Source organism: Metabacillus idriensis (assembly GCF_009674765.1).
In the GTDB taxonomy this organism is placed as follows: Bacteria; Bacillota; Bacilli; order Bacillales; family Bacillaceae; genus Bacillus_P; species Bacillus_P idriensis.
Genome location: NZ_WKKF01000005.1, coordinates 57,753 through 77,142, shown reverse-complemented (window position 1 = coordinate 77,142; position 19,390 = coordinate 57,753). Strand labels below are relative to the sequence as shown.

The window sequence follows — 19,390 nt, the reverse complement described above, 5'->3', positions numbered from 1 at the left end:
TAGGCCGGTTTTGTGCATTTTTGGAGGCTGGCTGGGGGTTTCTGCTGTTGCCCGAAAAAGAGGACAAAGGCAAAAAGCGCCTTCACTGGCTGATCCTTATCTGTCATGCCTGAGCTAAACGGACGATTCCGCTTTTCGTGATTAAAGCTCCTGGTTCGTCACATATCCATATACAACATCCTCAATAACTTCAAACCATTCTGTGTCTTCCTGCTGCTTTTTTTCTAGTGCTTTTACAACAAGGCCATGTGCTTCTTTTTCACTGAGCGATCCCTCCAGCTCATACTGCTGAAAGGATTGCTGAATCATTTTATAAATCCACTTTTCGTCCATGTTCCACCTCTTCTTACACTGATTATAAGCGGCTGCACGCCTGATGCCAAGCGGGGAATTATCTGCGTTAAACGGTCGGTTCCGCATTTCGCGGTGTCCAGCTCCACCTCCTAGCCCCTCGGCCAAAACAAAATCCTCCAATTAAATTGGAAACCCCATCAATTCGGTATTGACTCCTCGGTCTGAACAGTCGGTTCCGCTTTTCGTATTGTCTAGCTCCATCGCCCAACTCCTCGGTCAGAGCGGATCAGCCAGCAAAGGCAAAAAGCGCCTTCACTGCCTGATCCTTATCTGTCTGCCTGCGCTAAACGGGCGATTCCGCTTTTCTCGGTGTCCAGCTCCACCTCCTAACTCCTCGGCCAGAACGGATCCGCAGCAAAGGCAAAAAGCGCCTTCACTGACGGATCCTTATCTGTCTGTCGGAGCTGACCAGTCGGTTCCGCTTTTCGTAGTAAAAACTACCATTGAAATCGAACGTATATTCGCTTACTATTAGTCATATAATAAACACGAACATATATTCTGTAATGAGGAGTAAGAACTATGATTGAGGATTACAGTCAATTTCCAAAACGAAAAATTCTGTGCATTGACATGAAAAGCTTTTATGCAAGCTGTGCAGCGGTTCTGAAAGGACTTGATCCGCTGACATGCCATTTAGCTGTTGTCGGTGATACAGAGCGGCAGGGAAGCATAGTGCTCGCAGCTTCACCTTGTCTGAAAAAGGACTTTGGCATTAAGACCGGATCTCGTTTGTTCGAAATTCCAAAAGATCCCTGCATTCATATTGTAAATGCAAAGATGGCATCCTTTGTCCGCATTTCAACAGAGCTTACACGTCTATTCCACCGGTATGTTCCAAAGGATGCCATCCATACCTACAGCGTGGACGAGAGCTTTATTCAAGTCGATGGAGTCGAGGGGATATGGGGAGACGCCTGGACCATTGCAGCAAAAATCAGAGATGACATGGAACGCGAATTTTCTCTCCCGTGCGCGATTGGCATCGGTCCTAATATGCTGCTCTCTAAAATCTGCCTTGATCTGGAGGCGAAGAAAAAGGGGATTGCCGAATGGACGTATGCTGATGTGAAGGAAAAGCTCTGGAAGGTCGCGCCGCTCCGGGAAATGTGGGGCATAGGCAGCCAGGTGGAAAAAACACTGAACCGGATGGGAATCTTTAATGTGGGACAGCTTGCGCGTCATCCGCTTGAGGTGCTGGAGAAGAAATTCGGCATTATGGGAAATCAGCTCTATTATCATGCCTGGGGCATTGATCTGTCTGAAATTGGAGCGCCGATTCTGCAGGGGCAGATCAGCTTTGGCAAAAGCCAGATCCTCATGCGGGACTATCCCGACCCGAAAGAAGTGAAGCATGTCATCCTTGAGATGTGCGAGGAGGTCGCAAGAAGAGCACGCAGTCACCGGAAAGCGGGCAGAACGGTGAGCCTTGGCATCGGCTACAGTCACGATGAGCTTGGGGGCGGTTTTCACCGCTCCCGGACGATGCGCCAGCCGACCAATATCACAATGGAGCTTTACGAAACATGCATCGCGTTATTTGATCAATTTTATGCAAATAAAACTGTCCGGAAAATCTCCATTGCTCTGTCCAATATTGAAGATGATGCTGAAATGCAGCTGGATTTGTTTCAGCCTAATCGTGAAAAAGAACAGATCCTCGGTTATGTGATGGACTCCATTCGGGGGAAATACGGCTCTAATGCCCTGCTGCGCGCCGTTTCCTATACAAACGCCGGCACCGCGAGGCATCGCGCCAAGCTTGTCGGCGGACACAAAGCTTAACAAAAGGAGGGATCGACATGATTCGGGATCGGGGCAATATCAAATGGACATCCATGATGCTGCCTGAGCATGTGAAAATTTTGCGGGAGCTTGAAATTGAACAGGGATATGCAGAAAAGCCTTCGGTGGATGAGCAGCAGCTGGAGCATTTCAATGAATTGATCAGTCTTGCCATGGAAGAAAACCGCGAGCTTGCTTTTACGTACTATGAAAATCACGGTTTTCATGTGCAGGAAGGGTATGTGCACTATGTAGATCCGATCCGCGGATGCATTCGGATCGTAAATGCAGAAGAAGTCCGCTTTGATCTGCCATTGAACAAAATAACAGATATTCGTGAAAAATAGACTGTCTTTTAGGACAGTCCATTTTTCGGTTTAACAGAAATTTTTAGCTGTAAAGTTTTTCACACTTCGCTATTCAGCGCGCACAACCGACTGAAACGTGCCCTTATGTGATCCATCACAAAACGGCATCTTCTTTGATAACCCGCAGCGGCAAAGCGAAAAGCTTTGTTTGGTTTGAAACACGTTTCCCTCAGCGTCCACTAATTCCACATCACCGGTCACACGAAGCGATCCATTATCATTCACTTTGATTTGAGCTTTATCCATCTTTCATGACCCTCCTTTTTTCTATACACAGATGTATTCAATCAGGCATTTCAACGTGACAAAGCAGGCCCTTATGCGTATTTTGGAAACTTATGATAAAATGGCCGTATGCAAGCTGAAATGAGGAGACATAGATGATGGAAATAAAATGGACAGATCGTGCAATCAAAAAAATTTCAGGAAACGTTCAGGAGAATTCAGATAAGCACATCAAATTAAAATATGATACAGACGGCTGCGGCTGCGTTGTCAGCGGTGTTACGGCACTCTGGCTCATAGATGAAAAAGACAGTGATGATCTGGAAATTGACACAAACGCATTTCCGGTACTTGTTGAAAAATCGAAAATGGTTTTCTTAGATGAAAAAATGACCATCGATTTTAATGAAACAGCAAACACATACATGCTGACATGTCCTTCACAAATCTTGAATCCCCGCATGAGCTTAACAGTAAAGTGAGGTGGAGAAAAAGATGAAGGACCGCTTAACATCACTTAAAAATATTGCGTTGAATAAAACTTGGGTTTCCTTTTTAAACAGCAATCATCCTTATACGCTGCTTCACTGGTCCATCGGAGGAGTATACGAGGATAAGAAAGATGTCTGGCTTCTGCAGGATGAAATGACCTTTGAGGCAAAAGAGTTTGCCACAATTGACGAAGCCATCGCCTATATGGGCGAAAACATGAAAGAAATAACAGATGTTCTTGGTTAATAGGAAACGCCCGGATTCAGGGACTGAATTCGGGCGTTTCCCTTATATCTTGGCAGTGTGCCTGTGTTTCTTCAATTCTTCAAAAAATTCATCGATTATGCGCTCATATTCTTCCCGGTTTTCAGTATATGACATAGCATGCGCACCTTTTTCAGCAAAGTAAATCTTTTTGAAGCCAGGCTTTTTATCAAACAATTGCTGTGTCATCGCAGCCGGAATGTAATCATCGTCCTTGCTGTGAATAAATAAAACAGGATGCTGAATCCGGTCAATCACGGCAATAGGGGAAACATCCTGAAGCGAATAGCCGTCGCGGAGTTTTAGAAAGCGTCTTGCGATCGGCATAACCAGGTAGCCAGGAAGTTTAAAATCGGATTTTAAGCGATACAGCAGCTGCTCCTGTAAATCAGAAAAAGGGCAATCGGCAATATAGTAATCAGCACCGTCTTCAACCAGTCCCCCGTAAAGCAGTGTTGTAACAGCTCCCATTGATTCTCCGTGAATGCCGAGATGCAGTTCATCGCCAACCCGGTCCTTCAGCCAGTGCACAACAGACTGCAGGTCAAATTTTTCATAATGTCCAAAGCTTGTTGTTTTGCCGCCTGATTCTCCGTGTCTGCGGTGATCATAGATCAGCACGTTGATCCCCCGGTTTAGAAAAAGCTTCATATACTTGATGGAATTATACCGGTTCATTGTGACTCCGTGGCAAATAATCACATATGAATAGGTTTTATGAGGGGCGATGAGCAAGCCTTTAATGTCATAGCCGAATTTCGAAGGGATGGAAACTTCAATTTTGTTATAAGAATCATATTCCTTCTCGTCGTAATGTCCATCCTTCGTTTCACGGTCGATAATTTCTTTATCCGTCTTCTTTTTCATATACATCATCTGATTGGTAAAAAAGAATCCCACGATAAAAATATAGGAGAGAACAATGCCTGCTCCGATCAGCCATTTTTTCATCTGCATTCTTCCTCTCAAAGGTTAATGAAATTATTTTAGCATGAGAAAAGGGGGACAGGAAATAAGGATTACAGCAATTGGGGCAAAAAAACAGCAAGCCGGGGGACGGCTTGCCGCATGATCACTGCTCAGAATTTTGCCGCTTTGTCGGATGTACGGCCTTTTCCATTTCTTCAAACGCCATCGTTTGCTTTACTGTATCAGCATTCGGTTTTCCTTTTTGACTTTTTGATGTTTTTTCATGTGACATGAGATATCGCTCCTTTCTATAATCCTAACGTTTGGAAAAAGAATAGAAATTATACAATGTAACGAAACATCCTGCTTGTCCATTACGTATAAAGGGAAAGGAGCGTGAAAAACATGAAAGCATTGGGAACTGGAATTCTGACTGCATGTATAGCAGGTATCATCAGCTTTGCTGCAAATGATATTCAATTGTTTTTCATCATGATGTCAGGAGTTGTTCTGATTTGCTTCGGGATCTCAGGCCTGCTGACAAATGCCTTTCTCGGCGGAGACCGCATAAGGGCTAATTTTCTTTCAGAAACAAAGGAGCACAGGGAAGCGAGGACAAACTGGGCTATCCAGCTGTTTTTACTAGGCTTGCCAAGCTGTGCTGCCGCCATTATTTCTGCATTCATTCTCTTTATTTAAGCTTTTTCTGCATGTCTTAATTAACCGCCTTTTCCTGTTTGTTCAGCTGATGCTGTTTGCTTTGAATCGCTCCTGCAAGATGGGGCTCAATCACTTCAACTGCTTTTAAAAGCTGATTCATATCAATCCCAGTCTCAATGTTCAAAGCCTTCAGCATATGAAGAACATCTTCAGTCGCAGCATTTCCAGTAGCGCCTGGTGCAAACGGACAGCCTCCAAGCCCGCCGGCAGAAGTATCAAACCTGTCGACTCCCGCCTGCAGAGCAGCATAAATATTCGCCAGTGCCATCCCGCGTGTATCGTGAAAATGGGCTGTCAGCAGCATGTCGGGAAATTGCGCTTTCAAGCGGGAGAAAAGCTCATAAACCTCAAGAGGATTAGCCATTCCAATCGTGTCAGCCACACTCAAATCATCCACTCCGGCATCCGCAAACTGCTGACAAATGTCCAGCACAGCATCAGGGTGAATTTTCCCCTCATACGGACAGTAGAAAGCAGTTGAAATACAGGCGCGAACAAAAAATCCGTCTTCTTTTAACTCGCGGATCAGCGGCAAAAGCTTATCCATGCTCTCTTTCGTTGTTGAATTAATATTCTTTAAGTTAAAGGACTCGCTTACACCTACGAAAAAGGCTACATCCCGGCACTTTGCCTCTTTTGCCCGCATTACGCCTTTTTCGTTTGGAGTCAGCACAAGATTCCGGTGTTCATCTGTGCAGTATTGAATGATGTCTAGAGCATCCTTCAATTGCGGCACCCACTTTGGAGAAACAAATGATGTCAGCTCCATTTCCTTAAAACCAGCTTTTTTTAACTCCTTGATAAACTGAATCTTAACATCAGTCGGAATTTCATTTTTTTCATTTTGAAGCCCGTCACGGGGGCCTACTTCAATTAATGTCACATGTTCAGGAAGATTCAACTTGAAGCACCAGCCTTTCTGCAATGGGTGATGTGAGAATAAATGGACGGTTTCGCTTTTTTGTATTTCCAGCTCGAACGCATAACGAGTAAAGGCAAAAAGCGCCTTTTCTGTTGGATCTTTATCTGCCTGTCGGGGCTAAACGGGCGATTCCGGTTTTCGTGGTGTCTAGCTCCACCTCCCAACTCCTCGGCCAGAACGTCTCATCCAGCAAAGGCAAAAAGCGCCTTCACTGGATGAGACTTATCTGTCTGTCGGAGCTAAACGGTCGGTTCCGCTTTTCGTGGTGTCTAGCTCCAGCTCCCAACTCCTCGGCCAGAACGGATCATCCAGCAAAGGCAAAAAGCGCCTTCACTGGATGAGACTTATCTGTCTGTCGGAGCTAAACGGGCGATTCCGGTTTTCGTGGTGTCTAGCTCCACCTCCTAACTCCTCGGCCAGAACGTCTCATCCAGCAAAGGCAAAAAGCGCCTTCACTGGATGAGACTTATCTGTCTGTCGGAGCTGAGCAGTCGGTTCCGCTTTTCTATGAAAGGGTTTACATATTTCTATATTAGTAGTTAACTAGGATTAGATGCAAATGAAATTTGAATCTTGAAAATTTTGAAGGAATTTATCTTTATTTAGCGAAACCAATCTATGAACCAATGAAAAAGGGGATGAATGAGAAAATGAGCAACAATGAAGTGGTCATCGTAAGTGCAGTCCGTACGGCAATTGGAAGTTTTGGCGGATCGCTGAAGGGCGTATCTGCTCCTGAGCTTGGAGCTATCGTCATTAAAGACGCTCTCGAAAAAGCGGGATTAAAAGGGGAGCAGGTCGATGAGGTCATCATGGGGAATGTCCTTCAAGCTGGACTTGGGCAAAATCCAGCGCGTCAGGCAGCTATTAAAGCAGGATTGCCGGAAAACATTCCTTCTATGACAATCAATAAAGTGTGCGGTTCAGGGCTGAAAACAGTTCATCTTGCTGCACAGGCTATTTTGTCCGGAGATGCTGACATTATCGTTGCCGGCGGTATGGAAAATATGAGCCAGGCACCGTACATATTAAAAAATGCACGGGACGGATTCAAAATGGGCGATCAAAAGCTGATCGACACAATGGTTTCCGACGGATTAACGTGTGCTTTCAACAATTATCATATGGGCGTAACAGCTGAAAATTTATGCGATAAATATGAAATTTCAAGAGAAGAGCAGGATGAGTTTGCTGCCTGGAGCCAGAAAAAGGCAACAGACGCTATTCAGGCTGGAACGTTTAAAGATGAAATTACGCCTGTCGTTATTCCCAAGCGTAAAGGAGATGCCGTCACATTTGATACAGACGAGTTTCCGCGTGCGGGTTCAACAGCTGAGAAGCTTGGCGGATTAAGGGCAGCTTTCAAAAAAGACGGATCTGTCACAGCAGGCAATGCATCCGGAATAAACGACGGTGCAGCTGCCGTAGTTGTGATGAGCCGAAAAAAAGCGGAAGAGCTTGGCATTCAGCCGCTAGTTAAAATTACGGCGAACGGCAACGCTGGCGTAGATCCGAGCATTATGGGGATTGGACCGGTTGCAGCTGTGCAAAAAGCCTTCAAGAAAAGCGGGCTCAGCATGAAGGATATTGACCTTGTTGAAGCAAATGAAGCATTCGCAGCACAATCCATTGCCGTTGACCGCGAACTTCATTTTGATAAAGAAAAGCTGAACGTAAACGGCGGCGCGATTGCTCTTGGACATCCAATCGGAGCGAGCGGCACAAGAATCCTTGTTACACTCATTCACGAAATGAAGCGCAGAGATGCAAAACGCGGTTTGGCGACACTTTGCATCGGCGGCGGACAAGGCGTAGCAACAATCATTGAAAATCTATAATTCCTGGGGTGAAAAAAATGAAAACGGTGCATACATCTTTTACAGAAGCAGTAAAGGATATAAAAGACGGATCAACATTAATGGTTGGCGGATTTGGCTTATGCGGAATTCCTGAGAATCTGATTCTTGCATTAGTAGAAACAGGCGTAAAGGATTTAACGATCATCTCGAACAATTGCGGAGTAGATGACTGGGGTCTTGGCCTGCTTCTTAAAAATAAGCAAATCAAAAAAATGATCAGCTCATATGTTGGCGAAAATAAAGAATTTGAACGTCAAGTGCTCTCAGGGGAGATTGAAGTTGAACTTGTCCCGCAGGGAACACTCGCTGAAAAAATTCGGGCAGGCGGTGCAGGAATTCCGGCTTTCTATACGCCTGCAGGTGTAGGAACGCCAATCGCAGAAGGCAAAGAGACGAGAAGCTTCGGCGGAAAAGAATATTTGCTTGAAGAAGCGCTTACGGCAGACTTCAGCCTTGTCCGTGCGTGGAAGGCTGATAAAATGGGCAATTTACTTTACAATAAAACGGCTCAAAACTTCAATCCGATGATCGCAGCAGCGGGAAAAGTAACAATTGCTGAAATTGAAGAACTTGTTGAGGTTGGTGAGATTGCTCCAAGTGAGATTCACACTCCCGGCATTTATGTACAATCATTGATACTTGGTGAGCAGCAAAAACGCATTGAACGATTAACAGTACAAAAGACAGGATGACAGGAGGCAAAGGGATGATACAGGATAAAGTAGGAGTGCGTGAAAAAATTGCAAGAAGAGCGGAACAGGAAATTGAAAACGGTTTCTATGTGAACTTGGGAATCGGCATGCCGACACTTGTTGCCAATTATATCAGCGAAAACAAACAGGTTGTCCTTCAATCTGAAAATGGACTTCTTGGAATTGGGCCTTATCCTAAAGAAGCGGATGTGGACCCTGACTTAATCAATGCGGGAAAAGAAACGGTTACGGCTATTCCAGGGTCTGCTTATTTTGACAGTGCAGAATCATTTGCCATGATCCGCGGAGGACACGTAAATGTGGCAATTCTCGGTGGCATGGAAGTATCCGAAAAAGGAGATCTCGCAAACTGGATGATTCCAGGCAAGATGATTAAAGGAATGGGCGGTGCCATGGATCTAGTACACGGCGCGCAAAGAATCATTGTCATCATGGAGCATGTGAACAAATCCGGCGAGTCAAAAATTCTCAATGAGTGCACATTGCCGCTTACGGGGAAACAAGTTGTCCACCGCATCATTACAGATCAAGCTGTCATTGATGTAACAGAGCTTGGCCTGAAGCTTGTCGAAGTCGCAAAAGGCTACACAATCGAAGATATCAAAAAATCAACAGAGCCCGAGCTGATCATCGGAGACGATGTAAAGCTTGATGCTTATTAAAAGGTCAAATCGCTTTCTATAAACCACCTTTCTTGTATATAATGAGAGGATACGGGAGTGATCATCATGGCTAAAAAACAAAAAAAACAGCAAAGACCTCAGCCTAAAAAAACAGACGACAGCCTAAACTTAAAAGATCATCTTGAGTCTGACTTGTTCCAAAAGCTATCAAACATGAAAAAAGGCTTGATGGAAGAACAGGAGCAGAAGGCAGAGCAAGAACGCCTTCAAAAACTCAAAGAGAAAAAAGAAAAAGAGAAGAACAAAAGCTTTGAAGAGCTGCTCAATGACAGCAATATGAAGTGGTCTGATTATAAATAACAGGATGATAAATGCCTCCGCAGTTGCGGAGGCATTTTTTCGCATGGATACAAACTTTGGGATGTATATTGAATTAACAGAAGCGAATTTGTCATAGTTAAACCAGCTCATACTTAAAAAGGTGTTCTTTAAGATAGAATGTTTTTAAAAGGGGAAGTGGTGCGTGGTTCTGTTTTTTTGTAGTCCAATGTAAAAAATAGTTATGATAGAATTCAATGAAAGTACTAATGAATATTACTCTATCTTATTTTGCAAGCCAAAATTTCGCTCCAATTGGCACTGATGAATCCTGCTGATAGATATCAATTCAGTAAGTATTTTTTACTTCCTGCTATCACCAGCAGCCTCCATATACAACTGTAGTAGAAGGTCAATGAATAGAACTACAATCGAGTTGTAAGAGGTGATATTATAGGACACATCAAGAGGTTCACGAGAACCGTATATTGGCAAAATTAAGTCAGCCATTTCGGCTAGAGTACTGTTTTGACTGCTTGTAATAGCCGCAATTTTAATTCCCTGACGTTTTGCGATCTGAGCTTTTGATAATATATAGGATGATTCACCAGACCTTGAAAACACAACCATAAGCTGGCTTTTGGCCAATTGGTTCATGTATATTCCGCCAGGAGCACTTACATTAACCAGCCATGTATTCTTTCCAATGATTTGGAATCGTTGGGTAAAATAGTTTGCGACAATCTCTGAGATCCCTGAGCCGCACACACCTATATGTGAAGAACCAGTTAACAGTTTAATAAACTGTTTCAGGTCTGTCTCATTAAGCGGGTCAATTGTTTTCTTATAATTCTGCTGAAAAGTATCCAGAAGCACTGAAGCCGTTTTCTTCATTGAAGAATGGGTGTCATCCTGATTCTCTTGAAGGTAATCGTATTGGTTTTTCAAATGAAATTTCAATTCACTGTAACCGCTTAACCCAAGCTTTATACAAAGCCTTGAAATACTTGATGTAGATACAAAATTATTTTTAGCCGCTTCGCGGATGCTGTAGGTTTGCAGCTGATCAATATGTTCAATTAAATCGAGAAGAATCGTATATTCCGTATCATTGATGGTGTCCCCAATGGTAGCTAGGACTTTATTAAGCAATAAACGTTTCATGGTTCGCACTCCTTTAGTCTTAACGTCATTATAAAATAGAAACCTGCAGAATCCAATTATGAAAAAGAGGCTGTGTCCAATAAGTCCCTAAAATGAAGCAGACAGGAAAAACTTCTGTTTTTCCTGCCTGCTTTTCTATGAAAATAATTAGAGGCGTCATTTCCAGCAGTGCTGCCACTTATAACGGTGCAAAGCATAAAAAGTGACATTAGTCGCCGTAGTGCTGTCACTTTTGATTGGGCAAGGTCCCAAAAGAAAGGGCTAACCTGAAAGTCAGTGATAACTGACTTTTCGGAAAGCCCCCTCTTTTCATTATATTAATTTAAAACTGGCCAGAATTCTTTATTCTCTTCAATCAGGTCATCCAAAACGGTTTTGGCCACTTCAGCTGAAGGGAAGGTTTTATTTAGGGCAAATGCCTGCAGTGCTTTTTGGTATGAACCTTCCAGTGCAGCTTCAACAAGAAGCTTTTCAGATGCTAATTGCTGCTCAATCAAACCTTTGTAGAACAGCCCAATTGGTTCCAAACGTATAGGTTCAGGTCCTCTGCTTGTTACGTAAGCAGGAATTTCTACCATTGCATCGGAAGGGAGGTTAGGAATAGCCCCATTGTTTTCCACAATAAGCAGGAAACGCTCGCGTCGGTCAAAGGCAATTGACATCGCGACGTCAACGATAAATGTACCATGGACCCCAACCTTGAAGCCTTCCTTGAATTCGCCTGTTTCCTCCAAGTGATCAATGGAATCAAACAAGTTCTTCTCACGGTTATCCATAACCCGGTTTGCTCTTGTATACTCCGGATTTGTCTGTTCCACAACGGTTTGCGGAATCAAATAATATTGTAAGTAAGAGCTTGGTATATACTCAGGGAAAAGCTTGAGCATATTCGCCACGTTCTTATGCGCTTTGATCCAGTCAACATCGGAGTGCTGCAAGTCCTTTGACTGTTCTGGAGTCACAAGGCCATTCTCGCTCATATACTCGCGCAATTCATTCATGCGGCTTTCACCTTTGACATACACGTCGGTAAACCAGCCGAAGTGATTTAAACCAAAGTAATCAACTTCAATTTCATCTTTATCTGCACCGAGGATTTCTGCCATGCGAAGCATCATTCCTATAGGCATATCACAAATGTTCAGGATGCGGGCATTGGGGCGCTCTTTACGAATTGCTTCCGCCACAATTGCTGCCGGGTTTGAATAGTTTATGATCCACGCTTGAGGAGCGTACTTTGAAGCAAAATCGCATAGTTCAATCATTGGCGCAATTGTCCTCATTCCGTATGCCATCCCGCCTGGGCCGCATGTTTCCTGGCCAACAATACCATGGCTAAACGGAATCTTTTCATCCTTTTCACGCATAGCGTTTCCACCCACACGAAGTTGTGCAAAGATAAAGTCTACGTCTTCAAATGCAGTTTTTGGATTTGTTGAAGATGTTATTTTTACGTTCGGATCAAATTCAGCCACTACTTTTTCTGTAATCAGCGCAACTTTCCTCTGGCGTTCTTCATTGATATCGTATAGACGAATTTCGCTAACCGGGAATTCATCCTTCTTGAGCATTAATGCTTTTGCAATTCCTGGTGAATACGTGGAACCTCCACCGGCCACGGCAATTTTATATGTTTTCATTTATATGCACCTCAATTTTTTAGTAATTTATTAGTCTAGCAAACGGTCAACTGCTTCACGGTATTCAGATACTTTCATGCCGAAGACTATATGAACTTCTTCGTCAGATGGCTGTGCCATACCAAGAGAATCCGGTACCTTTTTGAGCGCATCTTTATTAATTAGCGATGGATCATGAACGAATATTCGCAGACGGGAAATACAGTTTGAGTAATCTTTAATATTTTTTTTGCCGCCCAGGTGCTCAATTAGACTTTTGGCAACTTCGTTCTTGTCAGTTTTGGATCTAATAAGTTTTGAAGCTTCTACTTCTGCCTTTAAAACATCTTCAGTTTCCTCTTCCGGTTCGCGTCCAGGCGTCATAATATTGAATTTCTCTATATACCACTTAAACGTAAACATATAGATGAAGAACATCGCGATACCGACTAGTGTGACAGGAATCCATGTTGATTTATGTCCCTGAAAGAAACCGTTAAAGACAAGTTCGATAATGTTGTTTCCGCCTAAGTAAGACGCATCGACAACATCTAATACGGCAAATGATAATCCAGTTAATGCTGCATGTATTAAGAATAATCCAGGGGCCAAAAACATGAATAAGAATTCGAATGGTTCAGTTACTCCAGCAAAGAAAGAAGCACTTGCCGCTGAAATCGCGATAACCTTTGCTCTGTTCTTATTTTTTGCAGCTAGGTAAATACCAATTAAAGCCCCAGGTACACCAAATACTTTAATGGGCGTAGCACCCTGGCCAAGCCATACGCGGGTAATCTCTGAAAGATCTCCGCTGAACTGGCCACAGCCAAGCGCCCCTGTTGTAATAGCCTTTGTCCCTGTGTAAACTTCCCCGCAGATTTCTTTTACTCCTCCAACAGGAGTAAAGTGAGCCAAAGAGTACCAAACGTGGTGAAGACCAGTTGGAATCAATATTCTTTCGATAAAACCGAATAGGAATGAACCAACTACCCCTGCTCCTGTGACAATTTGGGCAGCGCTGTATATTCCGCCGCCGATAATTGGCCAGATAAACGGAATTGCGATACCCACAAGCATAAAGACGAAGCCAGTAGCAATTGGAGGGAAATGCTTACCTTGATAAAAGCTGAAAATCATCGGCAGTGATTTTGACTTGTATCGTTTGGTTGCCCATGCTGCGACGGTACCAACGATCACACCTCCAAGTACCCCAGTATCAATCGTTTGGACACCAAGAATCATCGTCTGCATCGCTTTTCTCATATCGAGCGTTTGGGTGATGCTTACCATATTGTTTTCGCCAACTAAAACATCGGGAGGCACTGCCATGCCGAAAGTGGACATCGTCAAGCCGGAGAAAGTGATCATAAATAAGTAGCCGATAACAGCTGAAAAAGCTGCAAGATCCTTAGATCCCTTTTCCGACATGCCTATTGCGATAGATACTGCAAATACGATCGGCATAAACCGGATTACAACGAGGCCAGACTCACTAAGCGCATTAGCAACAAATTGAATCCAAATGCTCCCTAAGAATGGAGCCGCTTCAATAAAATGCGGGTTTTTCAGAACCGCACCAAGTGTTAACAGCAGGACGAAGAATGACATAACCGCTACTGCTAAAAGAAACGATCGACCAAGCATTGATAAATAACTTTGTAATTTCTTTTTCATATAAACCCCCCCTATAAAACCTCTGCATATACATGATTGCGTTTTCAACAACGTAACTATAGCACAGCATTTATCGTAAATGGCAATTCTCAAAACATGTTTTTTAGATGCTTCCCTGTTTGAAACATGTTTTAACATTCGTTCTTTTATAGAAAAAGTCCGCCTTCTTCGGCTAGTATACTAGTAGAACCAACAAGCTTCTTTTAGGAGGAACAAAAATGACAAAACAGTATGATATTGTCGTAGTGGGCGGCGGGCCAGCCGGAATCAACGCCGCTATTGCTGCAGGCCGTAAACATAAAAAAGTATTATTAGTAGAAAGACATGGTTTTCTTGGGGGGATGTCCACAATTGCAAGTGTTTACCCGTGGATGACTTACCACACTGAAAATGGGACACAGGTGATTAAAGGGATTGCTGAGGAAATTGTCCAGCGCTTAAAGGATCGCGGTGCTTCGCCGGGGCACCTTCGTGATACGTGCGGGTTTGTCTATTCCGTAACCCCATATGATCCCGAGGTGTACAAAGTGCTAGCTGTTGAAATGCTTGAAGAAGCCGGAGCTGATTTATTAGTTCATAGCTTTGTAGATCATGTTGAAGTTGAAAATGATCACATTCAATATATTGAGATTACATCAAAGTCAGGACGTCAAAGGGTTTACGCAGACGTGTTTGTAGATACTTCCGGCGATGCTGACATCGCGTACCTTTCAGGAGCCCCAACTCTTAAAGGCCGTGATGATGACCAGAAAACTCAGCCATTAACGATGAAGTTCAGAATGAGAGGCGTCGATCTTCAAAAAGTGAAAGAACAAATGATCAAGCATCCCGAAAACTTTTTTAGAAAAACCCCATTTGAAGAAATTCCTGAGCTGCCGTTAACTGCAGTACAGGGATTTTATAAGGAATGGAAGGAAGCGAATTTACCAATAAATCGTGACCAGGTTTTGTTCTTTGCAGGCCCGGCTGAAGATGAAGTACTCGTGAATATGACGAGAGTTCAGGATTTGGATGGAACGAAGATTGAGGATTTAACTAAGGCTGAATTCGAAGGCCGCAAACAGGTGCTAATGGTGGCCGATTTTCTTAATAAGTGGATCCCTGGTTTTGAAAATGCCTCAATTTCCAGCACAGGTGCGCAAATTGGAATTCGTGAATCCCGCAGAATTGAAGGAGAATATGTATTAACTAAAGAGGATGTTGTAGCCGGACGGAAGTTTGACGCCGTCATTGCAAAAAGCGGATATCCTATTGATATTCACGCTCCGAGCGGAAGAGGGATGGAAATCGCATTTGTTGAGGGCGATGGTTCATTCGATATTCCTTACGGCTGCCTAGTTCCGAAGAAAATCGAGAATTTACTAGTAGCCGGACGCTGTATGTCTGCTTCCCATGAAGCACTTGCGACCACTCGGTTAACTCCGAGCGCTATGGCAGCTGGACAGGCAGCTGGGACTGCGGCTGCACTTGCCCATACAATTGGCACAACACCATCGAAAATTAATGTCAAAGAGCTTCAAAAACAGCTTGTAGAAGATGGAATGGTTTTAAGAATTTAGAAAAATAGAGGATATTATCTTAACTATCTTAACGACTATAACCCGATTATTTGAAACGTTTAACAAGCGTTTCAAATAATCGGGTTTTTTGTCTTCGAAATTCTACAACGACAACTATGCAAAGGCAATTCCTGGGAAAGTAATAAGAGGGAAGAATAATGCTGTGTAAATATCGCTAAGCCAGCGATGGGAGTTACAGAAGAAGATTGGAACACTGTTCTCGATTTGAATTTGAAATCCGCATTTTTCAGCAGTCAGGCAGCTGCAAAATATTTGATTGCTCAAAGCAGTGGCAGAATTTTTAATATTTCCTCTCAAATGGCATTTGTCGGTTATTATAAACGTGCGGCTTACAGGTCCAGTAAAGGAAGCCTTGTAGTTGACGAAAGCACTTGCGGTCGAAAGGGCGAAGCATAGTATCAATGCCAAAGCGGTAGCACCAACATTTATTATGGAATTTGACCTACTTATTTACAGTTATTACTAAAATGGAAAATGGACAGTCTCCTGCGTATTACTTAGACAATGAAGTAATATCTACCTTAAATGAGATACAAGCAGAGTTTGAGATTGATCAATATATTTTTTCTTGAATAATAGGAAGTCAATGAGGGCTATAAACGAGTAAGAGAGGGATAAAAAAGGCTCCCCACACCCGGGGAGACCTTCTAAACTATTCCTTATGACCGATGCTGCTCATATTTATCAAATTTCGTAAGTGCCTGCAGCGCTATATATTCCTCGCCAGATAGAGGACGAGCATTTGCAGCACGGCAATTAGCCTGAACCTGTTCAATTTTGCTGGCACCCGGAATGATGGATCCTACTGCAGCCTGCTTCAGACAGTACTGAACGGCGGTTTCTGTCATCGATAAATCAGTTTCAGCATCGATGGATGGAAGCAGCTGATGCAGTTCCTCTTCGCTATAGGATAAATAGCCTTTCTCAGAGAGCTTGGACTCCCAATTGTCTGTTAGAAGACCCTTTGCCATAGGACCTCTTCCAATCACGCTGACGTTTTGATCCTTAAGAAGAGAAAACCATTCCTCAGGACGTCTGTCGAGCAGACTGTACTGCATCATGACGGATACGATCGATGATTTTTCCAAGTACTGCTTAATGACATTTGGACGAATCGAAGATATTCCGTAATAGCGGATGACGCCTTCTTTTTTCAGATCTTCAAACGCTTCAATCGTTTCGTCAATGTTATCTTCCATTGTGCCGCCATGCAGCTGATACAAATCGATGTAATCTGTCTTTAATCGTTTAAGGCTGTTTTTCACCGCTTCTTTTATATAGGCTTTAGAGGGATCCCACGTCCAGCCGTCTTTGTTCTCGTTCCAGCGGTTTCCGGCTTTCGTTGCAAGAATGATATCTTTTCTTCGTTTTTTTAAGGCATCGCCTACAAACTCTTCATTTAATCCGAAATCATACAAATCCGCTGTATCAAAATAATTGATTCCTTCATATAGAGCTGCATCAATGATGGATTCAGCCTGTTCTTTATCTGTTCCAAGAGACATGCAGCCAAGTCCCAATTCACTGACCATTAAATCTGATGTGCCCAATTGTCTTTTATTCATCGTATCACTCCTGCCTATATGTCTTGATTAGACATTAGTACAAGAGAGGTGGAAATGCAATTGTGACGCTTACTTATCTTTTGTCCACTGTTCAACCGTTTCATATTTCCGGCTGTATTCCTTCAGTTTTTCCCGGACTTCCCAAGCTTTGCCGACCAGCACGACGCCTTTGTCAAGAAGGTAGATCTTCATATGCGCTCGCCTCGTTTCTTTCGTTAATTGGTGAGGAGTATTAATTTTTTCTCATCTATCTTTGTTCCGCGCCAGCTCGAACCCGTCCTGCCTGAGCTAAACGGGCGCTTCCGCTTTTCGTGGTGTCTAGCTCCGCCTCCTAGCCCCTCGGCCAAAACGGCTCCGTCTGTAAAGGCAAAAAGCGCCTTTTCAGCCTTATCCTTATTTGTCTGTCGGGTCTAAACAGTCGGTTCCGCTTTTCTAAATATGATAAAATGTATGTGAAAAGCAGAATTTGTAGAACGCGGAGGAATGAGTATGAATCATTTAAAAGAAACAACAAAATCATCTGAAAAATTATTTTCCGGTCGAATTATTGATTTGTACTTAGAAGAAGTAGAGCTTCCGAATGGAAAAACAAGCACAAGGGAAATTATTAAGCACCCGGGTGCGGTCGCTGTTATCGCCATCACTAAAGAGAACAAAATTGTCATGGTTCAGCAATACCGGAAAGCAATGGAGCGTGTCCTCGTTGAGATCCCTGCCGGCAAGCTTGAAAAAGGGGAATCTCCTGAGGTCACGGCTAAACGGGAATTAGAAGAAGAAACAGGGTACACAACGGATTCGCTGCAGCACTTAATCTCTTTTTATACTTCACCAGGGTTTGCGGATGAACTTGTGCATTTATATTTTACGGAAGAATTGCAGATTTTAACCGAAAAGGCAGAGCTTGATGAGGATGAATTTGTAGATGTTCTGGAGGTGACACTTGAGGAAGCGCAGCAAATGATTGACGATCAGCGGATTTTCGATGCGAAAACAGCATACGCCGTTCAGTATTTGCAGCTGAAACTGGCTCTTCAAAAATAAGATGAATACCTATTTTGCAGATTTACATATTCATATCGGACGAACACGTTCCGGCAAACCTGTTAAGATTACTGCTTCAAATAAGCTTACGCTTGAAAATATATTGATTGAAGCAAGCGAGCATAAAGGAATGGATATCATCGGAATTATTGACTGCCACGTACCCGAGATTTTGGATACGCTTGAGCAGGGTTTGAATGAAGGACTTTGGACAGAGCATGCTGAGGGAGGAATTCAATTCAAACAGACCACCATGATTCTGGGCTCTGAAATTGAAGTATATGACTCCACATGCAAAGGTCCATTGCATGTGCTTGTCTATATGCCGGCTATTCAGCAGATGAAGCAGTTTTCCGAATGGCTGTCGCTGCGGCTGAAAAATAGGACATTAAGCACGCAAAGAATATATGCAGATGCGCGGGTTCTTCAGGGAAAAGTATACGAGCTTGGCGGCTTATTTATTCCGGCTCATATTTTCACGCCCCATAAAAGTCTGTACGGCAGCGGGGTATCTTCTGCACTTGAAGAAGTGTTGGACCCTGGCTTGATTGATGCGGTTGAACTTGGCTTAAGCTCTGACACTGAAATGGCCTCCCATCTGTCTGAGCTGAATCCGTATCCTTTTCTGACAAACTCTGACGCACACTCTCTTGCTAAGATTGGAAGGGAGTATCAGAAGCTTCAATTAGAAGAGCCATCCTTCGAAGAACTGAAAAAGGCTCTAAAAGGAATAGGAAACCGGGGGATTCTTTCCAATCATGGCTTAAATCCGCTTTTAGGAAAGTATTATGGCACAACCTGCGAGAAATGCGGCACACAAAAAGAGTCAGTGGACATGGTTTGTCAAAGCTGCGGCAGCAAAAGATCGACAAAAGGGGTCAGCACGCGCTTGAAAGAGCTCTCAGACAACAATGCTGAGAAACCGCAGCGTCCGCCATATATCCATCAAGTGCCTTTGCAGTTTATCCCTGGAATCGGTCCAAAAACGCTTGAAAAATTGAAAACGGCGTTTGGAACTGAGATGGTTATTTTAAATGAAATCTCAAGAAAGGATCTTTTAATGGTCCTGCCGGCCAAAACAGCAGATTATATCATCGCAGCGAGGGAGGGGAAGCTTAGTGCTGTTCCTGGCGGTGGAGGAGTGTACGGGAAAATCGCTCCTAAATAATGAAGGCACTTTAGTGTAAAGTGCCTT

At 43.5% G+C, this 19,390-nt stretch carries 23 protein-coding genes; 13 read left to right on the top strand and 10 right to left on the bottom strand.

Annotation, left to right across the window (positions count from 1 at the left end):
* Positions 1-141 precede the first annotated feature (141 nt).
* On the bottom strand, positions 142-459 hold the full coding sequence (locus GJU41_RS16460; RefSeq protein ID WP_070876729.1) for a YqzH family protein: 318 nt from the start codon (positions 457-459) through the stop codon (positions 142-144).
* A 417-nt stretch (positions 460-876) separates the two neighbouring features.
* On the opposite strand from GJU41_RS16460, the gene GJU41_RS16455 reads away from it, so the two are divergent.
* Both GJU41_RS16455 and GJU41_RS16450 read left to right on the top strand, forming a co-directional pair.
* Complete coding sequence (locus tag GJU41_RS16455) at positions 877-2,139, top strand: Y-family DNA polymerase (RefSeq protein WP_154319109.1); 1,263 nt, start codon at positions 877-879, stop codon at positions 2,137-2,139.
* Between the two features lie 17 nt (positions 2,140-2,156).
* The gene (locus GJU41_RS16450) at positions 2,157-2,486 is read left to right on the top strand and encodes a YolD-like family protein (RefSeq protein ID WP_070876730.1); all 330 of its coding nucleotides are present in this window, start codon (positions 2,157-2,159) and stop codon (positions 2,484-2,486) included.
* A 69-nt stretch (positions 2,487-2,555) separates the two neighbouring features.
* Here GJU41_RS16450 and GJU41_RS16445 read toward each other — a convergent pair whose 3' ends face one another.
* Complete coding sequence (locus tag GJU41_RS16445; RefSeq protein WP_070876731.1) at positions 2,556-2,753, bottom strand: CDGSH iron-sulfur domain-containing protein; 198 nt, start codon at positions 2,751-2,753, stop codon at positions 2,556-2,558.
* A gap of 137 nt (positions 2,754-2,890) precedes the next feature.
* Here GJU41_RS16445 and GJU41_RS16440 point away from each other — a divergent pair, with 137 nt between their 5' ends.
* Positions 2,891-3,214 (top strand): iron-sulfur cluster biosynthesis family protein, encoded by a 324-nt coding sequence (locus GJU41_RS16440; protein WP_070876732.1) that lies wholly within the window; start codon positions 2,891-2,893, stop codon positions 3,212-3,214.
* A 13-nt stretch (positions 3,215-3,227) separates the two neighbouring features.
* A complete protein-coding gene (locus tag GJU41_RS16435) occupies positions 3,228-3,470 on the top strand; it encodes a DUF2552 family protein (protein ID WP_070876733.1) in 243 nt (80 codons plus the stop codon).
* Between the two features lie 42 nt (positions 3,471-3,512).
* On the opposite strand, the gene GJU41_RS16430 is transcribed toward GJU41_RS16435, so the two are convergent.
* Positions 3,513-4,439, bottom strand: a complete 927-nt coding sequence (locus GJU41_RS16430) for an alpha/beta hydrolase (protein WP_154319108.1) — start codon at positions 4,437-4,439, stop codon at positions 3,513-3,515.
* Positions 4,440-4,560: 121 nt separating this feature from the next.
* The gene (locus tag GJU41_RS25265) at positions 4,561-4,689 is read right to left on the bottom strand and encodes a hypothetical protein (protein WP_263596930.1); all 129 of its coding nucleotides are present in this window, start codon (positions 4,687-4,689) and stop codon (positions 4,561-4,563) included.
* A 113-nt stretch (positions 4,690-4,802) separates the two neighbouring features.
* Between GJU41_RS25265 and GJU41_RS16425 the strand changes: the two genes are divergently transcribed.
* On the top strand, positions 4,803-5,096 hold the full coding sequence (locus GJU41_RS16425; protein WP_070876735.1) for a DUF5316 domain-containing protein: 294 nt from the start codon (positions 4,803-4,805) through the stop codon (positions 5,094-5,096).
* A 16-nt stretch (positions 5,097-5,112) separates the two neighbouring features.
* On the opposite strand, the gene GJU41_RS16420 is transcribed toward GJU41_RS16425, so the two are convergent.
* Positions 5,113-6,018 (bottom strand): hydroxymethylglutaryl-CoA lyase, encoded by a 906-nt coding sequence (locus GJU41_RS16420; RefSeq protein WP_070876736.1) that lies wholly within the window; start codon positions 6,016-6,018, stop codon positions 5,113-5,115.
* A gap of 671 nt (positions 6,019-6,689) precedes the next feature.
* Here GJU41_RS16420 and GJU41_RS16415 point away from each other — a divergent pair.
* The 4 genes from GJU41_RS16415 to GJU41_RS16400 all read left to right on the top strand — a co-directional run bounded on the left by GJU41_RS16415 (position 6,690) and on the right by GJU41_RS16400 (position 9,594).
* A complete protein-coding gene (locus GJU41_RS16415; RefSeq protein ID WP_070877640.1) occupies positions 6,690-7,877 on the top strand; it encodes an acetyl-CoA C-acetyltransferase in 1,188 nt (395 codons plus the stop codon).
* A gap of 17 nt (positions 7,878-7,894) precedes the next feature.
* Positions 7,895-8,590, top strand: coding sequence for a CoA transferase subunit A (locus GJU41_RS16410; RefSeq protein WP_070877636.1), 696 nt, complete (start codon positions 7,895-7,897; stop codon positions 8,588-8,590).
* A 14-nt stretch (positions 8,591-8,604) separates the two neighbouring features.
* On the top strand, positions 8,605-9,273 hold the full coding sequence (locus tag GJU41_RS16405) for a CoA transferase subunit B (protein ID WP_070877635.1): 669 nt from the start codon (positions 8,605-8,607) through the stop codon (positions 9,271-9,273).
* A gap of 66 nt (positions 9,274-9,339) precedes the next feature.
* On the top strand, positions 9,340-9,594 hold the full coding sequence (locus tag GJU41_RS16400) for a DUF3886 domain-containing protein (protein WP_154319107.1): 255 nt from the start codon (positions 9,340-9,342) through the stop codon (positions 9,592-9,594).
* A gap of 321 nt (positions 9,595-9,915) precedes the next feature.
* Here GJU41_RS16400 and GJU41_RS16395 read toward each other — a convergent pair whose 3' ends face one another.
* From GJU41_RS16395 to GJU41_RS16385, 3 genes are all read right to left on the bottom strand, one after another.
* Positions 9,916-10,716: a MurR/RpiR family transcriptional regulator gene (locus tag GJU41_RS16395; RefSeq protein ID WP_070877633.1), complete on the bottom strand. Its 801-nt coding sequence runs from the start codon at positions 10,714-10,716 to the stop codon at positions 9,916-9,918.
* 317 nt (positions 10,717-11,033) lie between these two features.
* On the bottom strand, positions 11,034-12,356 hold the full coding sequence (locus GJU41_RS16390) for a 6-phospho-alpha-glucosidase (RefSeq protein WP_070877632.1): 1,323 nt from the start codon (positions 12,354-12,356) through the stop codon (positions 11,034-11,036).
* A gap of 30 nt (positions 12,357-12,386) precedes the next feature.
* On the bottom strand, positions 12,387-14,009 hold the full coding sequence (locus GJU41_RS16385; protein WP_070877631.1) for a PTS transporter subunit EIIC: 1,623 nt from the start codon (positions 14,007-14,009) through the stop codon (positions 12,387-12,389).
* Between the two features lie 218 nt (positions 14,010-14,227).
* On the opposite strand from GJU41_RS16385, the gene GJU41_RS16380 reads away from it, so the two are divergent.
* Together GJU41_RS16380 and GJU41_RS16375 are read left to right on the top strand one after the other, a co-directional pair.
* The gene (locus GJU41_RS16380) at positions 14,228-15,568 is read left to right on the top strand and encodes an FAD-dependent oxidoreductase (RefSeq protein ID WP_070877630.1); all 1,341 of its coding nucleotides are present in this window, start codon (positions 14,228-14,230) and stop codon (positions 15,566-15,568) included.
* 186 nt (positions 15,569-15,754) lie between these two features.
* Positions 15,755-15,985, top strand: a complete 231-nt coding sequence (locus tag GJU41_RS16375; RefSeq protein WP_224771117.1) for an SDR family oxidoreductase — start codon at positions 15,755-15,757, stop codon at positions 15,983-15,985.
* A 263-nt stretch (positions 15,986-16,248) separates the two neighbouring features.
* Here the strand turns inward: GJU41_RS16375 and GJU41_RS16370 are convergent, their stop codons facing one another.
* Both GJU41_RS16370 and mciZ read right to left on the bottom strand, forming a co-directional pair.
* Positions 16,249-17,154, bottom strand: coding sequence for an aldo/keto reductase (locus GJU41_RS16370; RefSeq protein ID WP_070877629.1), 906 nt, complete (start codon positions 17,152-17,154; stop codon positions 16,249-16,251).
* 69 nt (positions 17,155-17,223) lie between these two features.
* Complete coding sequence (mciZ, locus tag GJU41_RS16365) at positions 17,224-17,346, bottom strand: Z-ring formation inhibitor MciZ (protein ID WP_070877628.1); 123 nt, start codon at positions 17,344-17,346, stop codon at positions 17,224-17,226.
* Between the two features lie 297 nt (positions 17,347-17,643).
* Here mciZ and GJU41_RS16360 point away from each other — a divergent pair, with 297 nt between their 5' ends.
* The gene (locus GJU41_RS16360; RefSeq protein ID WP_070877627.1) at positions 17,644-18,195 is read left to right on the top strand and encodes an NUDIX hydrolase; all 552 of its coding nucleotides are present in this window, start codon (positions 17,644-17,646) and stop codon (positions 18,193-18,195) included.
* A gap of 1 nt (position 18,196) precedes the next feature.
* Positions 18,197-19,363: an endonuclease Q family protein gene (locus GJU41_RS16355; protein WP_070877626.1), complete on the top strand. Its 1,167-nt coding sequence runs from the start codon at positions 18,197-18,199 to the stop codon at positions 19,361-19,363.
* Positions 19,364-19,390: the final 27 nt, after the last annotated feature.